At 69.2% G+C, this 18,789-nt stretch carries 14 protein-coding genes and 1 pseudogene; 9 read left to right on the top strand and 6 right to left on the bottom strand.

Annotated features, from left to right (window positions below):
• Positions 1 to 278 precede the first annotated feature (278 nt).
• Complete coding sequence (locus L1066_RS07575; protein ID WP_235735756.1) at positions 279 to 1,310, top strand: enterochelin esterase domain-containing protein; 1,032 nt, start codon at positions 279 to 281, stop codon at positions 1,308 to 1,310.
• A 274-nt stretch (positions 1,311 to 1,584) separates the two neighbouring features.
• Here the strand turns inward: L1066_RS07575 and L1066_RS07570 are convergent, their stop codons facing one another.
• From L1066_RS07570 to L1066_RS07560, 3 genes are all read right to left on the bottom strand, one after another.
• Positions 1,585 to 2,730 carry a magnesium and cobalt transport protein CorA gene (locus tag L1066_RS07570; protein WP_235735754.1) on the bottom strand — a complete coding sequence of 382 codons (1,146 nt, stop codon included), beginning with the start codon at positions 2,728 to 2,730 and terminating at the stop codon, positions 1,585 to 1,587.
• 182 nt (positions 2,731 to 2,912) lie between these two features.
• Complete coding sequence (locus L1066_RS07565) at positions 2,913 to 3,626, bottom strand: AIM24 family protein (RefSeq protein WP_235735753.1); 714 nt, start codon at positions 3,624 to 3,626, stop codon at positions 2,913 to 2,915.
• Between the two features lies 1 nt (position 3,627).
• Positions 3,628 to 4,302, bottom strand: coding sequence for an AIM24 family protein (locus tag L1066_RS07560; protein ID WP_235735752.1), 675 nt, complete (start codon positions 4,300 to 4,302; stop codon positions 3,628 to 3,630).
• 246 nt (positions 4,303 to 4,548) lie between these two features.
• On the opposite strand from L1066_RS07560, the gene L1066_RS07555 reads away from it, so the two are divergent.
• Genes L1066_RS07555 through L1066_RS07545 form a run of 3 tightly spaced genes read left to right on the top strand, consistent with a single transcriptional unit; the run spans position 4,549 to position 8,611 of the window.
• Positions 4,549 to 6,717 carry an MMPL family transporter gene (locus L1066_RS07555; protein ID WP_235735751.1) on the top strand — a complete coding sequence of 723 codons (2,169 nt, stop codon included), beginning with the start codon at positions 4,549 to 4,551 and terminating at the stop codon, positions 6,715 to 6,717.
• Positions 6,714 to 7,976, top strand: coding sequence for a sensor histidine kinase (locus L1066_RS07550; RefSeq protein ID WP_235735750.1), 1,263 nt, complete (start codon positions 6,714 to 6,716; stop codon positions 7,974 to 7,976). Before L1066_RS07555 ends, L1066_RS07550 begins: the two co-directional genes overlap by 4 nt.
• On the top strand, positions 7,964 to 8,611 hold the full coding sequence (locus L1066_RS07545) for a LuxR C-terminal-related transcriptional regulator (RefSeq protein WP_235735749.1): 648 nt from the start codon (positions 7,964 to 7,966) through the stop codon (positions 8,609 to 8,611). Before L1066_RS07550 ends, L1066_RS07545 begins: the two co-directional genes overlap by 13 nt.
• A 133-nt stretch (positions 8,612 to 8,744) precedes the next feature.
• Here the strand turns inward: L1066_RS07545 and L1066_RS07540 are convergent, their stop codons facing one another.
• The 3 genes and pseudogenes from L1066_RS07540 to L1066_RS07530 all read right to left on the bottom strand — a co-directional run bounded on the left by L1066_RS07540 (position 8,745) and on the right by L1066_RS07530 (position 12,204).
• The gene (locus L1066_RS07540) at positions 8,745 to 9,209 is read right to left on the bottom strand and encodes an SRPBCC family protein (protein WP_235735748.1); all 465 of its coding nucleotides are present in this window, start codon (positions 9,207 to 9,209) and stop codon (positions 8,745 to 8,747) included.
• Between the two features lie 138 nt (positions 9,210 to 9,347).
• On the bottom strand, positions 9,348 to 10,028 hold the full coding sequence (locus L1066_RS07535; protein ID WP_235735747.1) for a hypothetical protein: 681 nt from the start codon (positions 10,026 to 10,028) through the stop codon (positions 9,348 to 9,350).
• A gap of 743 nt (positions 10,029 to 10,771) precedes the next feature.
• Positions 10,772 to 12,204: pseudogene (locus tag L1066_RS07530) on the bottom strand (CCA tRNA nucleotidyltransferase).
• 110 nt (positions 12,205 to 12,314) lie between these two features.
• Here L1066_RS07530 and L1066_RS07525 point away from each other — a divergent pair.
• The 5 genes from L1066_RS07525 (at position 12,315) to sigM (ending at position 18,773) form a co-directional block, all read left to right on the top strand.
• Entirely contained in the window at positions 12,315 to 14,534 is a 2,220-nt protein-coding gene (locus L1066_RS07525; protein WP_235735745.1) for a DUF6049 family protein, read from the top strand.
• A 34-nt stretch (positions 14,535 to 14,568) separates the two neighbouring features.
• The gene (murJ, locus tag L1066_RS07520) at positions 14,569 to 16,257 is read left to right on the top strand and encodes a murein biosynthesis integral membrane protein MurJ (RefSeq protein WP_235735744.1); all 1,689 of its coding nucleotides are present in this window, start codon (positions 14,569 to 14,571) and stop codon (positions 16,255 to 16,257) included.
• Positions 16,258 to 16,342: 85 nt separating this feature from the next.
• Complete coding sequence (locus tag L1066_RS07515; protein ID WP_235735743.1) at positions 16,343 to 17,659, top strand: protein kinase family protein; 1,317 nt, start codon at positions 16,343 to 16,345, stop codon at positions 17,657 to 17,659.
• Entirely contained in the window at positions 17,656 to 18,096 is a 441-nt protein-coding gene (locus tag L1066_RS07510; protein WP_235735742.1) for a hypothetical protein, read from the top strand. Before L1066_RS07515 ends, L1066_RS07510 begins: the two co-directional genes overlap by 4 nt.
• On the top strand, positions 18,093 to 18,773 hold the full coding sequence (sigM, locus tag L1066_RS07505) for an RNA polymerase sigma factor SigM (RefSeq protein WP_235735741.1): 681 nt from the start codon (positions 18,093 to 18,095) through the stop codon (positions 18,771 to 18,773). The genes L1066_RS07510 and sigM overlap by 4 nt, the downstream gene beginning before the upstream one ends.
• Positions 18,774 to 18,789: the final 16 nt, after the last annotated feature.

Here is an 18,789-nt window from a genome sequence, read left to right as displayed (position 1 = left end):
TGCCGGCGACCCCCGTGACGTGGTCACCGCGGAGCTGGTGGAGGAGGTCTACGACCTCCCGTGCCGAGTGATCCCGGACCCGTTGTCGGGCACCCCCTGGTGCTGCCGCTCGCCGGCACGGAGTACGCCCGATGACCAACCCACAGTCAGATCCCGCGAACCTTCAGTCAGACGCGGCGAACCTTCAGCTAGACGCGGCGAACCCGCAGAAAAGTACGCCGCCTGGCCCCGGCCGTCGCCCGCCGAAGGTGCCGCGACCGCATCCGTTGCAGCACGGAATGTCACCCACGTTGACTGCCCTCGCCGAGCGGACGGTCTCGGATCCGGCCGCGGTCACCGATTTCCTGACCGACGCGGTGCTTCCCCTCGTCGAGCCCGTCGACAACCCCGACGAACGTCTCGTCACCTTCGTCTGGCACGACGCCGACGCCGAGCAGGTGCTGCTCTTCGCCAACCGGCTCACCGACGAGACCCGGCTGCCCGAGACCTTGCTGTCACCACTGCCGGGCACCGACCTGTGGGCCCTCAGCGTCGTGATGCGCAGCGACTGGCGCGCGTCGTACGCGTTCGTGGTGCAGCGGCCGGGTGAGCGGGCGCCCTGGCTGGCCGAGGGCGACCAGGTCCAGATCCGCGCCACCCTCGACCGCGGCCATCCTGATCCACACAACCCGGCGACCTGCCGCAACCGGGCCGGCGTCGTGCAGTCGGTCGTCGCGCTCCCGGACTCCCCGCCCCAGCCCTTCCTCGTACGCCGTCCCGGCACACCTGCCGGCACGCTGAGGTCCGAGGCACTCCCCGGGGGACGTGAGGGGTGGAGCTGGACCGCAGCCGGGTTGCTGCCACCTGAGGCGCCGCTGTTGCTGGTGCTCGATGGCGAGGTGTGGACCGGCCCGCAGGACCTGCCGACCACGCTCGACAACCTCGTCGCCGACGCCATGCTGCCACCCTGCCGCGCGCTGCTGGTGGCCTCGGGCGGGCGTGAGCACCGCTGGGCCGAGCTCGGTGACGACGGCACCTCCTACCTGACCGACGACCTGCTGCCCTGGGCGCAGGGCCGGGGGTGGTTGCCGCGCGACCCACGTCAGGTGGCCGTGCTCGGGCAGAGCCTGGGAGGGCTGACTGCTCTCCGACTCGGACTACGCCGCCCCGACCTGTGCGGCACCGTGCTCAGTCAGTCCGCCTCGTTGTGGCTCGACGACCTCACCGACCTCGTCTCCCCCTCGACGGCCCCGCGCCCCGGATCCACCTCGCCCACGGAGGTCAGGAGTGGGTGCTCACCGAACCACACACCGACCTGGCCTCGAGGCTGATGACGACCGGCGTCGACGTACACCCCCAGGTGGTGAACGGCGGCCACGACTACGCCTGGTGGCGTGGCACCGTCGCCGACGCCCTGGTGTGGGCCTTCGGCCCCTCCTGACCCGCGCACCCCGTGCGCCTCACGATTCCCCGCCCGGGCGGGGAACTGTGCGCTTGGCGGCTGTAGCCACGCCCACCAAGCAGCAGTTTTGGTGACAAAGTGCTGCCCCGCCCGGCCGCCCGGCACCGCACCAGCCCAGCGACCCCGCGCCCCGGAGCAGTCGGTCAGAGCCAGTCGCGACGACGGAAGACGGCATAGAGGCAGAGGCTGACCAACCCCATGAGCGCCACCGCGAAGGGATAACCGAAGCTCCAGTGCAACTCGGGCATGTCGTCGAAGTTCATGCCGTAGACGGTGCCGACCAGGGTCGGGGCGAAGAGGATCGCGGCCCATGCAGAGATCTTCTTGACCTCCTCGCTCTGGTCGAGGCTGGACTCGGTGAGTGCCTTCATCTCCTCGTTCTGCTGCTGCGCCACCAGCGTGGCGTTGACGGTGAGGATGTCGCGCAGCAGTTGCCGGAAGGCGTCGACCTGCTCGATCACGAGGGTGAGGTGGTCGTCGACGTCGCGCAGGTAGCGCTGCAGCTCGTCGTGGGTGTCGTACTTCGCGAAACCCGCCGTCAACGCGCGGACGACGTCGGCCAGCGGCCGGGTGGCCCGCTCGAACTCGATCACCTCGCGATTGAGCTCATAGATGCGGCGGGAGACCGTCGGATCGCCGCCGAAGACCTCGGTCTCGATCTCGTCGATGTCGTTGGCCAGCCCCGCCACGACCGGCGCGTAGTCATCGACGACCCGGTCGAGGATCGCATAGAGGATCGCTTCGGGCCCGAGCGCCAGCAGATCGGGATTGCTCTCCAGTCGGCGACGCACGGCAGCGAGGTCGGGCGACTCGCTGTGGCGCACACTCACCACGAAGTCCGGACCGACGAAGACGTGCACCTCGCCGAACTCCACCTCTTCGACGTCGTCGAGGTAGCGGGCCGCCCGCAGCACCACGAAGAGCGTCTCGTCGTAGCGCTCGAGCTTGGGTCGCTGGTGGCGCACGATGGCGTCCTCCACGGCCAGGTCGTGCAGGCCGAACTCGGCCGCCACCGATGCCAGGTCGTGGTGGTCGGGCCGATAGAGCCCGATCCAGGCGACGCCGTCCTCCTGCTCGCGCAGGGCGCGATAGCTGTCGGCAAGCGTCGTCGAGGTCTCGATGCGGTCACCATCCGCGTAGACGGCAGCATCGATGAGGCTCGAGGAGGCCCGGTCGATGGACTCGTCGCTCGCGGCGTGGTTCTGTTCGACGGGTCCCACGGAGGCAGACAGGGGCCGGCGCCCGCGGGAGATCCCACGCAGGGCGTTGCGGAAGGTGGCGTCAGACATGGCAGGTCCTCAGGATCGGACCGCCGCGCAGTTCAGGACTGCTGACCGGGGCGCGGCAGGTCGACGGATGGGGCGACGTGGGGACTCGGAGGTTGACTCTCCATCACGACCACCCCACTCTCCTGCTCGGCTGACGCCACTGTACGCCGTCACTCGCGTGCCGACGTACCGCCCCTGTCGGCTCAGGTGAAGAGATTGATGGCGCCGCTGATCGCGCCCTTGCCCTTGTTCTCCGCCTGCTGCACGGCGGTCCACTCGTAGGCCTGGATCACGACGAACCCGGGGCCGTGGAAGACGTACTGGATCGCCTCGCCCGAACCGCCACGCAACATCGAGCTCATGTTCATCGAGTTGTTGACGGTGGGCGCGAGGTTGGCCGACCAGGCGACCGCCGAGTGGGGATCGACCGACACCGGCGCCTTCGAGCAGTCGAGGACGACCGGGCGCCCGATGGAATTGATGCCGACGGTGCCGGTGCCGCCGACGGTGGTGTTGAAGAGACCGTTGCCCGCCATGATCCCGGCGCCCTTGATGCGGTTGATGTCCCACGTCAGGGTCGCGTCGAAAGCAAGCAGGTTGCGGAAGTTGAGGCTGATCCCCTCGTTCTCTAGATCGATCGTGAAGACATAGCCGGCATTCTGTGCGAACCAGACCTGACCCTGCCCGGAGACCCGCATCAGCGAGACGTCCTCACCGGTGACGACCTTCTTGGCCAGCTTCCCCATCGACCCGGACTTCTCGTGGTGGAAGGCCACATCGCCGAGGTAGGACGTCATGGTCCCCTTGGCGGCGAGCACGTCGGGCCCGAGGCCGACGCGCAGCGCGTTCCGGTTCTGCTTGACCCAGCGCCGCTCGGAGTCGACGGGCTGGGTCTCCCGGAAGAGCAGGCTCCTCATGTCAGCGCCCCGTCGTCGCCAGCGGCGACCACTCGAAGGCCTGCACGACCACGAACCCCGGGCCGTGGAAGACGTACTGGATCGCCTCGCCCGAACCACCACGCAACATCGAGCTCATGTTCATCGAGTTGTTGAGGGTGGGCGCGAGGTTGGCCGACCAGAGCACGGTGGAGTTGGGATCGACCGCGACCGGTGCCTTCGAGCAGTCGAAGACGGTGGGCCTGCCGACCGAGGTCACCGCCACGGTGCCGGTGCCGCCGACCGTGGTGTTGAAGAGACCGTTGCCCGCCATGATCCCGGCGCCCTTGATGCGGTTGATGTCCCACGTCAAGGTCGCGTCGAAAGCAAGCAGGTTGCGGAAGTTGAGGCTGATCCCCTCGTTCTCTAGATCGATCGTGAAGACATAACCCGCGGCATCGGCGAAGAACACCTCGCCCTGCCCCGAGACCCGCATCAGCGAGACGTCCTCACCGGTGACGACCTTCTTGGCCAGCTTCCCCATCGACCCGGACTTCTCGTGGTGGAAGGCAACGTTGCCCTGGTAGGCGACCATCGACCCCTTGGACGCCAACACGTCCGGCCCGAGGCCCACCCGGAGCATCTGCTCGTTCTGCAACGCCCACCGCTGGTCGCTGGTGACCAACCGGTGGGCCTGGTCGAAAAGTTCGCTCTTCATGGCGCCGATCCTTCCCCGCCCACCCCGGTCCCAACCCGCGAAGGAGCACCTCGCGTGCAGGGAGGTGGCACTTCTTGCGGCCCACGACGCCGGTACGTCGCGGGTTGCGAGAGCCGACCGGGGTGCAGTCCTCGACACCTCGGGGGTGGTGCTGGCACCACCCCCGAACGGGCGTCCGCAGGATGTCACCGAGGCGCGGGGATTCCTAGCGTCATGGGTAGTCCATCCCCACCCGAAGGAGTACCCATGTTCGAGCGCATCGGACGCGGCGTCGTACACCACCCCTGGCTCACCATCGTCGCCTGGTTCGTGGTCACGGCGGCCGTCGTCCTGTCTGCTCCACAGCTGTCGACGACCCAGGACCAGGCCGACTTCCTGCCGTCGACCTATGAGTCCGCGCAAGCAGCGGAGATCGCCGAGGAGGCGTTTCCGGAGATCCGCGAGCCCGCGGCGATCCTGGTGTTCAAGCACGCCGACGGCACCGCGATGTCCGACTCCGACGTCGCCGCAGCGAGCGGCATCGTGGACCAGCTGGACGGCCACGGCTATGACGACGTCGACCGGATCACCCTCAGCGAGCAGGTCTCGGCGGACGGCACCATCCTGATCGCGAACCTCGAGCCGCGCGCCGACAGCGACGACGTCATCTACGGCGAGACCCTCATGGACTCGATCAAGGAGCTGCGCTCCGATGCCGCTCCGCTCCTCGAGGGCACCGGACTGCAGCTGGGCGTCACCGGTGACACGGCCATGATGCTCGACGACCTCGAGGCGACCGGTGACATCGACCAGTTGATCATGATGGCCACCCTGGTGCTGATCGTCGTCCTGCTCCTGCTGATCTTCCGCAGTCCCGTCATCGCACTGCTGCCGATCGCGTCGATCGCACTCGTGATGATCGCCTCGACCGGTCTGATCAGCTGGGCGAGCGAGATGTTCGGCCTGCAGGTCGACACCACCATCAACCAACTGCTGATCATCGTGCTCTTCGGCGTCGGAGCCGACTACTTCATCTTCTTGATGTTCCGCTATCGCGAGCGGCTGCGCGCCGGCATCGCTCCCCGCGACGCGATGATCCAAGCGGTGGGCCGCGTGGGCGAGGCGATCACCTCGGCCGCCGCAGTCGTCATCATCGCGTTCTTGGCACTGTCGCTCTCGACGCTCGGCCAGCTGCGCGCCTGGGGCCCGGCACTGGCCATCGCCGTCGCGGTCACGCTGGCCGCGGGCCTCACCCTGGTACCGGCCGTGGTGTCCCTCTTCGGCTCCAAGGTCTTCTGGCCCTCACGGTCGTGGCAGCACACGCCCAAGGAACGGATCTCGAGCCGACTCGGCAACCTGGTGGCTCGCCGCCCCAAGGCGGTCGTCGTCACCACCGGCCTACTGCTGGCGGCACTGGCCCTGGGGGCGACCGGGTTCGTCGCCACCTTCGACCAGTCCGGAGGGGCCCCCGACAGCGAGTCGGCCCGCGCCCTGTCCGACCTGGAGGAGGGCTTCTCCGCTGGCGAGACCCGGCCCACCGACGTACTCGTGCGTTCCACGGCCGACACCACGCTGGACGCCGGTGCCGTGGAAGCGCTGGCGGACCGCATCGGCACGGTCGACGGCGTCGCCCGGGTCGCGCCGCCTGTCTTCAACGAGGCCGGGACCGCCGCCCAGGTGTCCGTCGTGCTCGACGCAGCGCCTTCGTCGGAGGCCGCCCTCAGCCTGGTCCGGGGCGAGCTGCGCGACGTCGTGCACGCGGCCGCTCCGGCCGATACCGAGGCGTACGTCGGCGGCCTCACCTCGGTGCTCGCGGACGTCGAGGATGCCGTCAACGTGGACTACAAGGTGGTCTTCCCCGTCGCTGGACTGCTCATCCTCATCGTGCTCGCGCTGCTCCTGCGCAGCCTGGTGGCGCCCTGGTATCTCATGGGCGCGGTCGCGCTGGGGTTCCTCGCCTCGCTCGGGACCACGGTGATCGTCTTCCAGGGCTTCATGGACGAGCCCGGGCTGCTCTTCAGCCTGCCGCTGATGATGTATCTCTTCGTGGTGGCCATCGGCACCGACTACAACATCCTCATGGTCGCCCGACTGCGTGAGGAGGCGCGGGCCGGCCATGCCCCGCGGGCCGCAGCCAGTCTCGCCGTACGGCACACGGCTCCGACCATCGCGGTGGCCGGTCTGATCCTCGCCGGCACGTTCGGAGTGCTGATGCTCGCGGAGAACGCCACCTTGCAGCAGATGGGCTTCGGGATCGCGATCGGGATCGTGCTGGTCGCCTTCGTGATGGCGATCCTGCTGACCCCGGCGCTGACCGCGCTCATCGGGCACCGGGCCTGGTGGCCGGGCCATCAGGACCGCCCGACGGGACCGGCCGCTCGGGCAGCCGACGTGACCCCTGAGCAGCCGGCAGTGCCGCTAGGGTCGCGGCTGTGACCTCAGGCCTGCTGCCACGGATCAGGACGCGTGCCGTCGAGGCGGCGCGCGTCCTGCCGTTCCTCCTCGCCGAGGTCGGCGCGTCCTTCGTGTCGTTCCTGCTCTTCTTCCTGATCCTCTTCCTGGCCATCGCCATCACCGTCGGCTGGCTGGCGCTCCCGTGGGCGATCGACCTGCTGGGTCGATGGGCCGACGTGAACCGGCGACGCATCGGAGCCCGTACGGGCCAGAGCATCGTCTCGGCCAGGCAGCCGCGCGAAGGCAGCTATCTCGAGCGCGCCCAGGCGATGCTCCACGACCGCGCCGTACGCCGCGAGCTGACCTGGGTGGCCGGGCACGGCCTACCCGGCCTGTTGATCACCCTGCTGGTGGTCGCGCTGCCGCTGGGGGCCGCCAACGCCCTCTTGATTCCGGGGTACTGGTGGGTGCTTCCGACGGACCAACCTGCGGCAACGGTCTTCGACGTGACCAGTTGGCCGCTGGCGTGGGCGACGTTCGTGATCGGCCTCGGCTATGCCGCTCTCGCCCTCTGGCTGTTGCCTCCGACGGCGCGGCTGCGGGTGTGGTGGACGGTGCGGTTCCTGGGTCTCGACCGGGCTGCGCACCTGAGCGAGCAGGTCAGCGTCCTGACCGCCAGCCGTGCCTCCGCCCTCGAGGCCCACCGCGCCGAGCTGCGGCGCATCGAACGTGATCTCCACGACGGCACCCAGAACAAGCTGGTCGGGGTGGTCATGCACCTCGGGATCCTCGAGCGTTCGCTGGGTCGCGAGCCCGACCAGGTCCGGCCGCTGCTGGAGAAGGCCCAGGCTGCCGCCGGTACGGCGCTCGCCGAGCTCCGTGACGTCGTACGCAGCATCTATCCGCCGGTGCTGGACGAGCACGGACTCGACGGAGCCGTCGCCCATGCCGTGGCCCGATGCCCGGTGCCCTGCACGCTCGACACGGAGGGACTGCGGCGAGCGCCCACGGCGATCGAGTCCGCGGCGTACTTCGTGATCTCGGAGGCCCTGACCAACGTGGCTCGGCACAGCCATGCCGACCGAGCGTCGGTCACGGTGCGCACGGAGGGCAGCGCGGCCGATGAGCGACTGGTCGTCGAGGTCCGGGACAACGGCGTCGGTGGGGCCGGACGTACCGCCGGCGGCACCGGCATCATCGGGATCCGGAGACGGGTGGAAGCCTTCTCCGGACTGGTCGAGGTGTCGAGCCCGGACGGCGGGCCGACGTTGCTGAGAGTGGAGCTGCCATGCGGGTCGTGATCGCCGAGGACGACGCGCTGTTGCGCGAGGGTCTGGTGCTGTTGCTGGAGAACGAGGGCATCGAGGTGGTCCAGGCAGCGGACAACGCCGACGACGTGCTCGCCCGGTTGACCGAGCTGCGCCCCGACGTGGCCGTGCTCGACGTACGGCTGCCACCGACGTTCACCGACGAGGGATTGCGCGCGGCCATCGCCGCTCGTGATGTCATCCCGGGCCTGCCGATCCTCGTGCTCTCGGCCTATGTCGAGGAGCGTTATGCCAGTGACCTGGTCTCCGGCGGGGCCGCCGGGTTGGGCTATCTGCTCAAGGAGCGGGTCGGCAAGGTGGCGACCTTCCTCGACGCCCTCCAACGCGTCGTCGACGGCGGCACCGTGATGGATCCGGAGGTCATCTCACAGCTGATGGTCCGTCAGCGCCGCGACGACCCCATCGAGAGCCTGACCCCGAGGGAGCGCGAAGTGCTCGCTCTCATGGCCGAGGGCCACGGCAACAGCCACATCGCCCGGGCTCTCTTCATCTCCGAGACAGCGATCGCCAAGCACATCGGCAACATCTTCGCCAAGCTCGGCCTGGCCCCCACCGACTCCGGCCACCGTCGTGTGCTCGCCGTCCTCGCGCACCTGCGCTCGCACTGAGGGGAGGAGTTCCACGGGGTCGGCTGCAGACTGCGTCACCACATTGCATGCCTGGTGCGTGTGGCTACGGCCCACAGGAACCCAATTCCCCGCCCGGGCGGGGAATCTTGACCACTCCCGGGGCCGGTGGGACTCAGCGCTCCGCTTCGGCCTTCACCTTGGCAAGGGTCTGCTCCATGCCGGTGCGGAGCTCCTCGGTGAACGCAGGGACGCCCCCGAGTGCCATCTTGGTGAGGCGCACGCTGAGGTCGGAGATGCCGTCGGGCGCCTCGCGGCGCTGGGTGAGCCTGGTTCCGGTGGCCGTCGGCTCGAGCTCGAAGGACCAGACCGACCAGTTCTCGGCGACCCGGAAGGCGAACTTCTTCTCAGGTTCGACGACCTTGATCTTCGCTTGGGTCGGCCACACCAGGAACCTGCGGCGGTTGATGTTGAACATCCGTGCTCCCGGCTTCACCTCACCGCCACGCACGACGGTCTTCCACGTCTGCGGGCTCCACCGGGAGTAGTTGCGCGGGTCGGAGACCAGTGCCCAGACCGTGGCGGGCGGGGCGGCGATCTCGGTGCTGACCTCGATGGGCGCGACGTCGGTGAGTGGCATGCGGTGTTACCTCCTGGTAGGTGCTGCCCAGACACCGTAGTGCGACAGCTCCCACGTGACCACTGGCGATCGGGCTCCGTGAGACGACGAGCGGCGCGGATGGATCCCCACACGATCCACCCGCGCCGAGTCCGTCGATCAGCCGGTGACGCCGACCAGCTCGTTGGGTGCGTGGTCGATCTCGAGCGTGTTCACGACCTCCTGCGACGTCAGGTCCACCGCGTGCAACCGCTTGGCCGCCGGGTCACTGATCCAGGCGAGGTCGCCGACCACGGTCAACGTCGGCCGCGGCTGCTGCCACTCGACCGGCTCCTCCCACTTCGCCACGACCGGCACGCTCGCGACCACCTTCTGCTTCTCCGGGTCGATGATCTTGAGCGCACCGTCGGTGCCAAGCACCAGCGCCTCACCCTCCGGGCCCCGTCCCAACGAGCGGAAGCTGTACGACGTCTCGAGGTCCAGCAACGAGAGCTCGCCCGAGCGGGTGTCGACCAGACTCACCTGAGTCGGTCGCTCCAACTCGGCGTCCGGATCCGTCTTGTAGTCGCCGAGCAACACGCGGGAGGCGTCCGAAGCCGCCTGGTTGCCGATCCGGCCGTAGCCGTCCGGACTCGCAACCTTGGTGAACTCGCCATCATCAAAGAGCAGTACGCCGTCCTCGCACCCGACGACCACGACCTCGCCCACGACGGCCTCACCGTGCACGCCCGGGCACTTCTCGTTGCGAGCGATCTGCGCGCCGTCGGCGTCCATGACAACGGCGCCCTCGCGATTCTCCAAGGTGCGCAGCATGCTGCCGTCCTCGAGCACGACGGCCACGCCGTGGTGCGCCTCCCCTCGGTCGTCTCGGTCTGCACCTCACCCTCGGTGAGGTGGTGCGGGTCGAAACTGGTGATCGTCCCGGTGCCGTCGTCGAAGAGCACGGTGCGATCAGCATGCACGACCACGTGGCCGGGGGCCTCCGCGGCGAAGGTGATGTCGGTCAGGTGCGGCTCGGCCACGAAGGAGTGGCCGTGGTCGCCGTGGGCCTCGGTCCAGGCCCCGACGTCGAGCGCCCGGAAGCCGCCTGCGGTCGACACCATGAGGTGCCGGCCGTCACCTGCGGGGTTGAGCCGGTTGAAGCCGTCCAGGTCGATCTCGGCAAGGGTCTCGCCGTCCGCGGCCCGCACGACGGTGATGCCGCCGTCGTGGGTGAAGGCCAACCGGGCTTCCGCACCGGCAGCTTCGGTGGCCTCTGCGCCGTGGTCGTGCTCGGCGTGCTCGTCCGACACGGGGAAGGCGCGGCGGCGGAGCGATCGTCATCAGAGCTCTCGGTCTCGCCACAAGCCGCCACGAGCAGGCCGACAGCGAGTAGGGCAGGAATGATTCGTCGTTGCTTCATGACAATGATTCTCATTGCAAATGAGAATCATTGTCAACTGCTGATCGCAGGAAGAACCCCAGTGGTCACACTCGGTCGCCAGAACTGTTGCTTGGCGTGCGGGGCCACAGCCGCCAAGCAACGGTTTCCCCGCCCGGGCGGGGAAACTTGAGGCGCAAGGGGCGCCTGGGGCTGGGCGGGGTCAGCCCTGGGCCGACCACCACTCCAGGAGCGCGGCCTTGGCGGCCTCTGCACTCTGCGGACCGTGGTCCATGCGCAGCTCCATCAAGAACTTGTAGGCCTTGCCGACCGTCGGACCGGGCTCGATCCCGAGGAGCTCCATGATCTGCTGCCCGTCGAGGTCGGGGCGGAGCGAGGCCAGCTCTTCCTCCTCGGACAGCCGCGCGATCCGCTGCTCGAGGTCGTCGTAGGTGCGCCGCAACCGGTCGGCCTTGCGCCTGTTGCGGGTGGTGCAGTCGGCTCGTGTCAGGATGTGCAACTGCTCCAGCTGGTCGCCGGCGTCGCGCACGTAGCGACGTACTGCCGAGTCGGTCCACTCGCCCGTGCCGTAGCCGTGGAAGCGCAGGTGCAGCTCGACGAGCTTGCTGACCTCGTCGATCTGGTCGTTGGAGAAGCGCAACGCCTTCATCCGCTTGCGGGTGAGCTTGGCACCGACCACGTCGTGGTGGTGGAAGGTGACGGTGCCGTCGTCGACGAAGCGTCGCGTCTTCGGCTTGCCCACGTCGTGCATCAGCGCCGCGAAACGCGAGATGAAGTCGGGCGCAGCATCCGCGCCGTGCCGCGACCTCTCCAGCTCGATCGCCTGCTCCAGCACGGTCAGGGTGTGCTCGTAGACGTCCTTGTGACGGTTGTGCTCGTCGCGCTCCAGCTGCAGCGCCGGCAGCTCCGGGAGCACGTACGTCGCGAGCCCGGTCTCGACGAGCAGCTCCAGTCCCCGGCGGGGAAGGGCGCGCAGACCAGCTTCACGAGCTCGTCGCGAACCCGCTCGGCGGAGATGATCTCGATCCGGGCGGCCATGTCGGTCATCGCCGCCACGACCTCAGGGGCCGGGGTGAACCCCAGCTGGGCGGCGAACCTCGCCGCGCGCATCATCCGCAGCGGGTCGTCGGAGAACGACTGCTCCGGTGTACCCGGCGTCCGCAGCACCCGGTTCGCCAGGTCGAGGAGGCCACCGAACGGGTCCTCGAACCCGCGGTCGGGCACGGTGAGCGCCATCGCATTGACCGTGAAGTCGCGTCGCGACAGGTCACCGGTCAACGAGTCACCGAAGTTGACCTCCGGCTTGCGGGAGGTGGGGTCGTAGGCCTCGGAGCGATAGGTGGTGATCTCCACCTGCCAGCCACCGACCTGCGCGCCGATGGTGCCGAAGTCGCGGCCCATGTCCCACAGCGCGTCACTCATCCCGCGCAGCAGCCGCTCCGTCTCGTCGGGCCGCGCGGACGTGGTGAAGTCGAGGTCGTTCCCGGTGCGGCCGAGCATCGCATCGCGCACCGGTCCGCCGACCAGGGCCAGCGTGTGACCGGCTTCTGCGAAGCGTCTCCCCAGCGGGTCGAGGACGGGCGCGAGCCGGTCGAGCTCACTGGCGACTCGCGCCTGGACCTCGGAGATCTGGATGGGCTCGAACGGGACTCCTGACACGAGAGGCAACCCTACCGTCCCGCTCACCTCCGGTTGACCGGCAGAGGATCGCCGTCCGCACAGACTCGTTGAGTAGAGTCGGCGCCGTGATTCGACCGGTGGCTGCTCTGCTGACGCCACTGGTGACAGTGGGTGTGGCATGGAGTTCGGTGACGGGTGCGGCTGCGGCCCCCGCCACCGCGGTCGATGCTGCCCCGACGACGTCCGTCGTGGGCCAGGCCCCGGTGCACCCCGAAGGCCAGCCGGACGAACGGACGAGTGCCGACGGTGACGCGGTCTCACGCAGCGGGCGCCGGGCGGTCGACCCCGACGACTCCTTCCTCGTGCAGATCGACCGAGTGCGTCCCGGCGTCCTGCCGACCAAGGGGAACCTCCGGCTCTCAGGCACGGTGACCAACGTCAGCGACGAGGTGCACACCGACCTCAACGTGCACCCGCTCTCGTCCTACGCGCCGATCACCAGCAACGACGAACTGGCGGCCGCGGTCAGCGCCGCCCCGGAGATCACCTTCGGCGGCAATCGGCTCCAGGACCTGGCGCTGCTCGACAACTCCATCACCGAGCTGCAGCCCGACGCAACGGCTCGGTGGTCCTTGACGATCCCGGTCGACAAACTCCAGATCACCGGCGGCGACGGCGTCTACGTGGTCGGCGTGCAGGTCTTGGCGACAGAAGCCGACGGAAGCCGCGACGGCGTCGCCGACGGCCGCGCCCGCACCTTCGTCCCCCGGGTCAACACCACCGACACCCGCACCAACGCCTCGATCGTGGTGCCGGTGCGCGAGGCCGTCACCCGCGCGGAGACCGGTGAGATCGAGGATGCCGAGGGGTGGGCGAGCCTGCTCGGCGGCGGCGGTCGCCTCGACAACATCGTGCACCTCCTCGACGAGACGCCGGACATCCCGGTCTCGGTCGCCCTCGATCCGGCCCTGCTCGACGTCGCCGACCAGCTCAGCAGCGGCAATCCCGCCCGCAACCTCGATCCGACCGTCACCGTCGACGACACGGAGAACGAACCGGAAGCCGGGACCGCCGAGTCAGGAAGCCAGACCTCCGAGGGCTCGGTCAGCAGCAGCGGCCTCGTCGCACAGACCTGGCGCGAACGGATGGTCGCAACGTTGCGGCGCCACGACGTACTGGCTCTTCCCTACGGCGACCTGGAGGTCGTCGGCGCCTCGAAGTCGGCGCCCGGTCGGATCAACGAGGCCCAGGAGATCTCGGACGACCTGCTGTCCGCGGACGACATCACCTCCCGACCCGCGGTGATCCCGCCGACGGGCCTGATGCCCACCTCCACCTTGCTCTCGCTCCCCGAGGAGACCGCGGTGGTGCTCGCGCAGCGGGCAGGCGGGGCAGCCGCGACCAGCGGTGCAGACGCGGTGCGCGTGCTCAGCCACCCGGCCCTGCTCAACACCGATGTGACCGGCGCCGCGGACCCACAGGACCCCGACGGTGCCACCGGGTTGCGGCAACGGATCCTCGCCGAGGCGGCCGTGCGCGCCCTCTCGGGTGACACCGAGCAGATGGTGGTCAGCCTGCCCGACGACTTCGACCCCGGCACCCGTACGACGGCACTCCTCAACGGCCTCGACGCCGACTTCATCCGCTGGCGCCCGCTCGATGCCTCCCCGACCACGGCCGCCGAGGTCGACGAGCTCACCTACCCCGCCAATGCGGAGGACCGGGAGCTGTCGGTCGGCAGCTTCCGCAGTGCGCAGGACGCCATCCACCGCGCCGAGGCGCTCGACGACGTACTCCCACTCAACGACGCGATCCTCGCGACGGTGCGCAAGGAGGCGCTCAGCGACCTGTCCGTGCACGCTCTCGCCGACGAGAGCGCCTCCGTGTGGCGGCTCACCCAGCTGCGTCAGTGGGTCGACGACCGACTGTCGAAGGTGAGCATCGACGCGCCCTCGTTCGTCATTCTCTCCTCCGAGACCGGGCCCTTCTCGGTGACGGTGCACAACGAGCTCGACCAGCCGGTGACCTTTGCGATCAGTGCCGGCACCGGTGGCGCGGTGGAGATCCGGGCTCCCGGAAGCATCGAGCTGGCCGCCGACACCTCCCGCACCATCAGGCTCGAGGCCACCACGAAGGAGGTCGGCGTGCACGAGGTCAACCTGCAGCTGAACTCGCCGACCGGCCAGCCCCTCAACGTGGGCGAGGAGCTCAACATCCGTTCCAACTCGGTCGGCAAGATCATCTGGTTCGTCCTGGCCGGTGGTCTCGGCCTCCTCGCGATCGCCGTACCCCTGCGGATCTACCGCCGTGTGCGCAAGGTGCGCGCCGCGGGAGCCGGCGCGTGAGGGGCACCGGGGCCGTGCGAACGGGAAGTCCAGCGTGAGCGGACAGCACAAGAAGACGTCGATCATCGGCAGCGGCGCGGTCATGGCCGCCGGCACGGTCGTGTCACGGGCCAGCGGATTCGTGCGTTCGGCGTTGCTCGCTGCGGCCCTCGGCCCGGCGTTGCACGCCGACTTGTTCAACATCGCCAACACGATCCCCAACATGCTCTACATCCTGCTGGCGGGCGGGATCTTCAACGCCGTCCTGGTGCCGCAGCTCGTGCGGGCGATGAAGAACGATCCGGACGGCGGCAACGCCTACATCGACCGGATCATCACGCTCGCGGCTGTCTTCCTCGGCTTCGTCACCGTGGCGTTGGTGATCTTCGCACCTGCGGTGATGTCGATCTTCCTCGACGCCTCCTTCGACGATCCCGCACTGGCCGAACAGCGCCAGAGCCTGATCGACTTCGCCCGCTTCTGCCTGCCGCAGGTCTTCTTCTACGGCATGTTCGTGCTGCTCGGGCAGGTGCTCAACTCGCGCGGCAGCTTCGGCCCGATGATGTGGGCGCCGATCGCCAACAACGTGCTGTCGGTGGGCGTCCTCGTCGCCTACCTCGTGCTGCACGGCAAGGCAGACGACGTCTGCGGCCCCTACACGACCAGCCAGGAGCTGCTGCTCGGCATCGGCTCCACCCTGGGCATCGTCGCCCAGCTGCTGATCCTCATCCCCTACCTGCGATCGGCGGGAGTGCGCTACCGCCCCCGCTTCGACTGGCGAGGGACCGGACTGGGCCGAACCTTCCACCTCGGCCTGTGGACCGTGCTCTTCGTGATCGTCAACCAGATCGCCTACACGGTGGTCGTGAGGTTGGCCTCGAGCGGTACGGCGTCCGCCGCAGCAGGTGCCTGTGGCGGCGTGGGCGCGGCCGACACCGGCACGGGCTACACCGTCTACTCCAGCGCTTTCCTGCTGATCATGGTCCCGCACGCCATCGTCACGGTGTCGCTGGCGACCGCGGTGCTCCCGACGCTCTCGCGGTTCGCCGCCGATGACAAGCGCCGCGACCTGGGACGCACGCTGGCCAGCACCATGCGCACGGCCCTCACCCTGGTGATCCCGTTCGCGGTCCTGCTCCCCCTGATCGCCGGCGACCTGGGCAACATCGTCTGGGGTTGGGGTGCCGCCGCCGACCTGGTCGACAACTACACGCCGTCGCTGGCACTCTTCGCCCCCGGGCTGCTCTTCTTCACGGTGCACTACTTCATGCTCCGCGGGTTCTATGCACTCGAACGCACCCGCACGGTCTTCTTCATCCAATGCGCGGTGTCGGCCACCAACATCGCGCTGGCCTTCCTGCTGGTGGGCCGCACCGATGCCGCCTTCACGTCCCCGGCCCTGGTCCTGGCCTACTCCGGCGCCTACCTGCTCGGTGCATTCCTCTCCTACGTCGTGCTGCGTCGTGCGCTGGGGTCCCTCGACACCCACACGACGCTCCGCTTCGTCGTACGCACGGTGATCGCCGCGCTGATCGCTGCTGTTGCCGCCCGCGGGGTCTGGGAGCTCATCGTCGCCGTCCTCGGCGAGGACCACGGGAAGGTCGTCTCGTTGCTGCTGCTCGGCGGCGCATGCGTGGCCGACGTGGTCGTCTTCCTCGTCCTCGCCCGTTTCATGCACATCCGTGAGGCAAACGAGCTCGTCGCGGTCGTGGCTCGCCGGATCCCCGGTCTCAAGCGCCGCTGACCCAAACCTGTCGTCCGCTCTGCGTCGCTCCCGCACAGGAGGCCGAGCTACGCCTACGATGAGCGGAGGCGAAGTGAGGAGGGGCGTGCCGGGTTCCACGCGGCCGGGCGATGTGCTGGCCAACCGCTACCGCCTCATCGACCTGCTCAGCGAGGCCAGGTTCGGGCGGTTCTGGCGTGCCTGGGACTCCGTGCTCTCGCGCCCCGTCGCGATCCATCTGATCGCCGCCGACGACTCCCGAGCCGCCGACCTGCGTGAGGCAGCACGCTGTTCGGCCCAGCTGCACGATCCCCACCTGCTACGCGTGCTCGACACCGGCACGGTCGGCGACTGGTGCTACGTCGTCAACGAATGGGGCGAGGGTGACTCGCTCGACATCCTGTTGGCAGACGAGCCCCTCTCCCCACGTCGCGCCGCCTGGATCGCCGGCGAGGTCGCCGAGCTGCTGGCCAACGCCCAGCGCCAGGGGCTGACCCACGGTCGGCTGGTGCCCGACAACGTGCTCATCGACCAGCGCGGTTCGGTCAAGGTCATCGGGTTCGCGGTCGACGCCGCCCTGCACGGCGGCGGCGCAGTCACGCCCGAGGAGGAGTTCCACGACCTCATCGGCGTGCTCTACGCCGGTCTCACCGGGCGCTGGCCGCGCCCGGGGCTCTCCAAGGTCGCTGCTGCACCCAGGCGCCACGGTTCGGTGCTCCGACCGCGCCAGGTGCGTGCCGGCGTACCCCGGGTGCTCGACACGATGTGCGATGCGGTCCTCAACCACGCACACCACGCCGGACACCACCGTCCGGGCACGGCCGCGCAGGTGTCGGTGGAGCTCTACGACTTCGTCGGCGACCGGCAGGCGATGGCAGAGGCGGAGGTGGAGCGCAACCGGGGCAACACCAGTCCACGGATCCCGGCAGTCAACGCACTCGTGTGGGCACCGCCACCGCCGCAACCCGAGCCGGAGCCTGACACCGGCGACGAGACCGAGGTCGGGCTTCCGGGCTTCGACGACGAGATCCTCGACCCCGAATGGCGTACGCCGTCACCCGAGCCGCCTCCGCCGCCGCCCCCTTCGAGGACTCACCCGAGCGACCACTCTTCGCCCCCGAGCCCGAGAACGGGCAGCCGGTGCGGGTGCCGCGCGACGACATCGTGGTGCCGGAGCCGGTCGAGTTCTGGCCATGGGAGACCGATCCCAGTCAGGTCCCGGTGGTGGAGGAGCCCGAACCGGAGGAACCGGTGGCAGGGCGGGGCTGGTTCCGCAGCGCGCTGCTGCTCGCCATCGCTCTCATCGTCTTGCTGGCGGCGGTCTATGCCTTCAACCGTGGGCGTGACGACGCACGGGACGACTCGCCGTCCGACCCGACGTCGGAGGAGACCACCGACGGCGACGACACACTCGTCCAAGTGACGCCCGCCGGCACGTTCGACTTCGACCCGTTCGGTGGCGACTCGGAGGAGAAGCCCGAGCTCGTCCCGTTGGCGTTCGACGGCGATCCGACCACGGCGTGGGAGACCCAGGGCTATCGCGACCAGTTCGGGCCCGAGGGCCTCAAACCGGGGGTCGGGCTGCTGATCGACCTCGGTGGCGAGCGACAGGTCCGCGAGGTGCGGATCCAGGTCGAGGGTGATCCCCACGGCGTCGAGCTGCTCGCCACTGCGGGCCCGGACCGGCCCAGCTCGCTCGAGGACCTGCAGAAGGTGGCCGAGGGCCAGTCCGAGGACGGCACGCTGAGTCTGGTGCCGGAGAGCACCCAGCCACAGCACTGGATGGTCGTCTGGCTGACCTCGATTCCCGGCGACGGTGACTACCGGGGCCGGATCGCGGAGGTGAGGATCCTCCGATGACTTGGGACGACCTGCGCAGCGATCGGGAGCTGCTGTCGGCGCACGTCGACGGCGACACGGCAGCGTTCGGCGTGCTCTTCGCGCGCCACCGCGACCGCCTGTGGGCCGTTGCCCTGCGCACCTGCAGCAACCCGGAGGAGGCGGCCGACTCACTCCAGGAGGCGCTGATCTCCGCGTTCCGGCGCGCCGGCAGCTTCCGCGGCGACTCGCAGGTGACCACGTGGTTGCACCGGGTCGTCGTCAACGCCTGCCTCGATCGGATGCGTGCCAACAAGGTCCGCGCTGCCGACGCACTTCCCGATGACTTGGACGAATGGGCCGACCGAGGTGCCCTGCAGACCAGCGACCCTGCTCCCCGGCCGGACGATGCCGCCGAGGCGAGCGAGCGCCGTACGGCGGTGCTCAGCGCTCTCGGCACGCTGCCGTCGGAGCAACGAGCCGCCCTGGTGCTGGTCGACATGGAGGGCTACTCCGTCGCAGAGGTCGCCGAGATCCTCGAGTGCGCGCCGGGCACCGTGAAGTCCCGGTGTGCCCGCGGTCGGGCCAAACTGGCGACCCTGCTGCTCGAGCACCGACCGGGTGACCCGGACCACGAGGACCCACGGAACCAGATCGGACCACGGGCCGTCCCATCCACGGATCCTGCTCGAGGACCCCCTGCTGAACCGACCGTCTGAGCCCGTCCCTGCCCGC

It is taken from the genome of Nocardioides alcanivorans, from assembly GCF_021555175.1.
GTDB lineage: Bacteria > Actinomycetota > Actinomycetes > Propionibacteriales > Nocardioidaceae > Nocardioides > Nocardioides alcanivorans.
This window is presented reverse-complemented; position numbering and strand designations above follow the sequence as displayed.

Coding starts and splice junctions, on each gene's coding strand:
- L1066_RS07575 (WP_235735756.1), top strand. CDS start 279: ATGTCACCCACGTTGACTGCCCTCGCCGAGCGGACGGTCTCGGATCCG.
- L1066_RS07570 (WP_235735754.1), bottom strand. CDS start 2,730: ATGTCTGACGCCACCTTCCGCAACGCCCTGCGTGGGATCTCCCGCGGG.
- L1066_RS07565 (WP_235735753.1), bottom strand. CDS start 3,626: ATGAGGAGCCTGCTCTTCCGGGAGACCCAGCCCGTCGACTCCGAGCGG.
- L1066_RS07560 (WP_235735752.1), bottom strand. CDS start 4,302: ATGAAGAGCGAACTTTTCGACCAGGCCCACCGGTTGGTCACCAGCGAC.
- L1066_RS07555 (WP_235735751.1), top strand. CDS start 4,549: ATGTTCGAGCGCATCGGACGCGGCGTCGTACACCACCCCTGGCTCACC.
- L1066_RS07545 (WP_235735749.1), top strand. CDS start 7,964: ATGCGGGTCGTGATCGCCGAGGACGACGCGCTGTTGCGCGAGGGTCTG.
- L1066_RS07540 (WP_235735748.1), bottom strand. CDS start 9,209: ATGCCACTCACCGACGTCGCGCCCATCGAGGTCAGCACCGAGATCGCC.
- sigM (WP_235735741.1), top strand. CDS start 18,093: ATGACTTGGGACGACCTGCGCAGCGATCGGGAGCTGCTGTCGGCGCAC.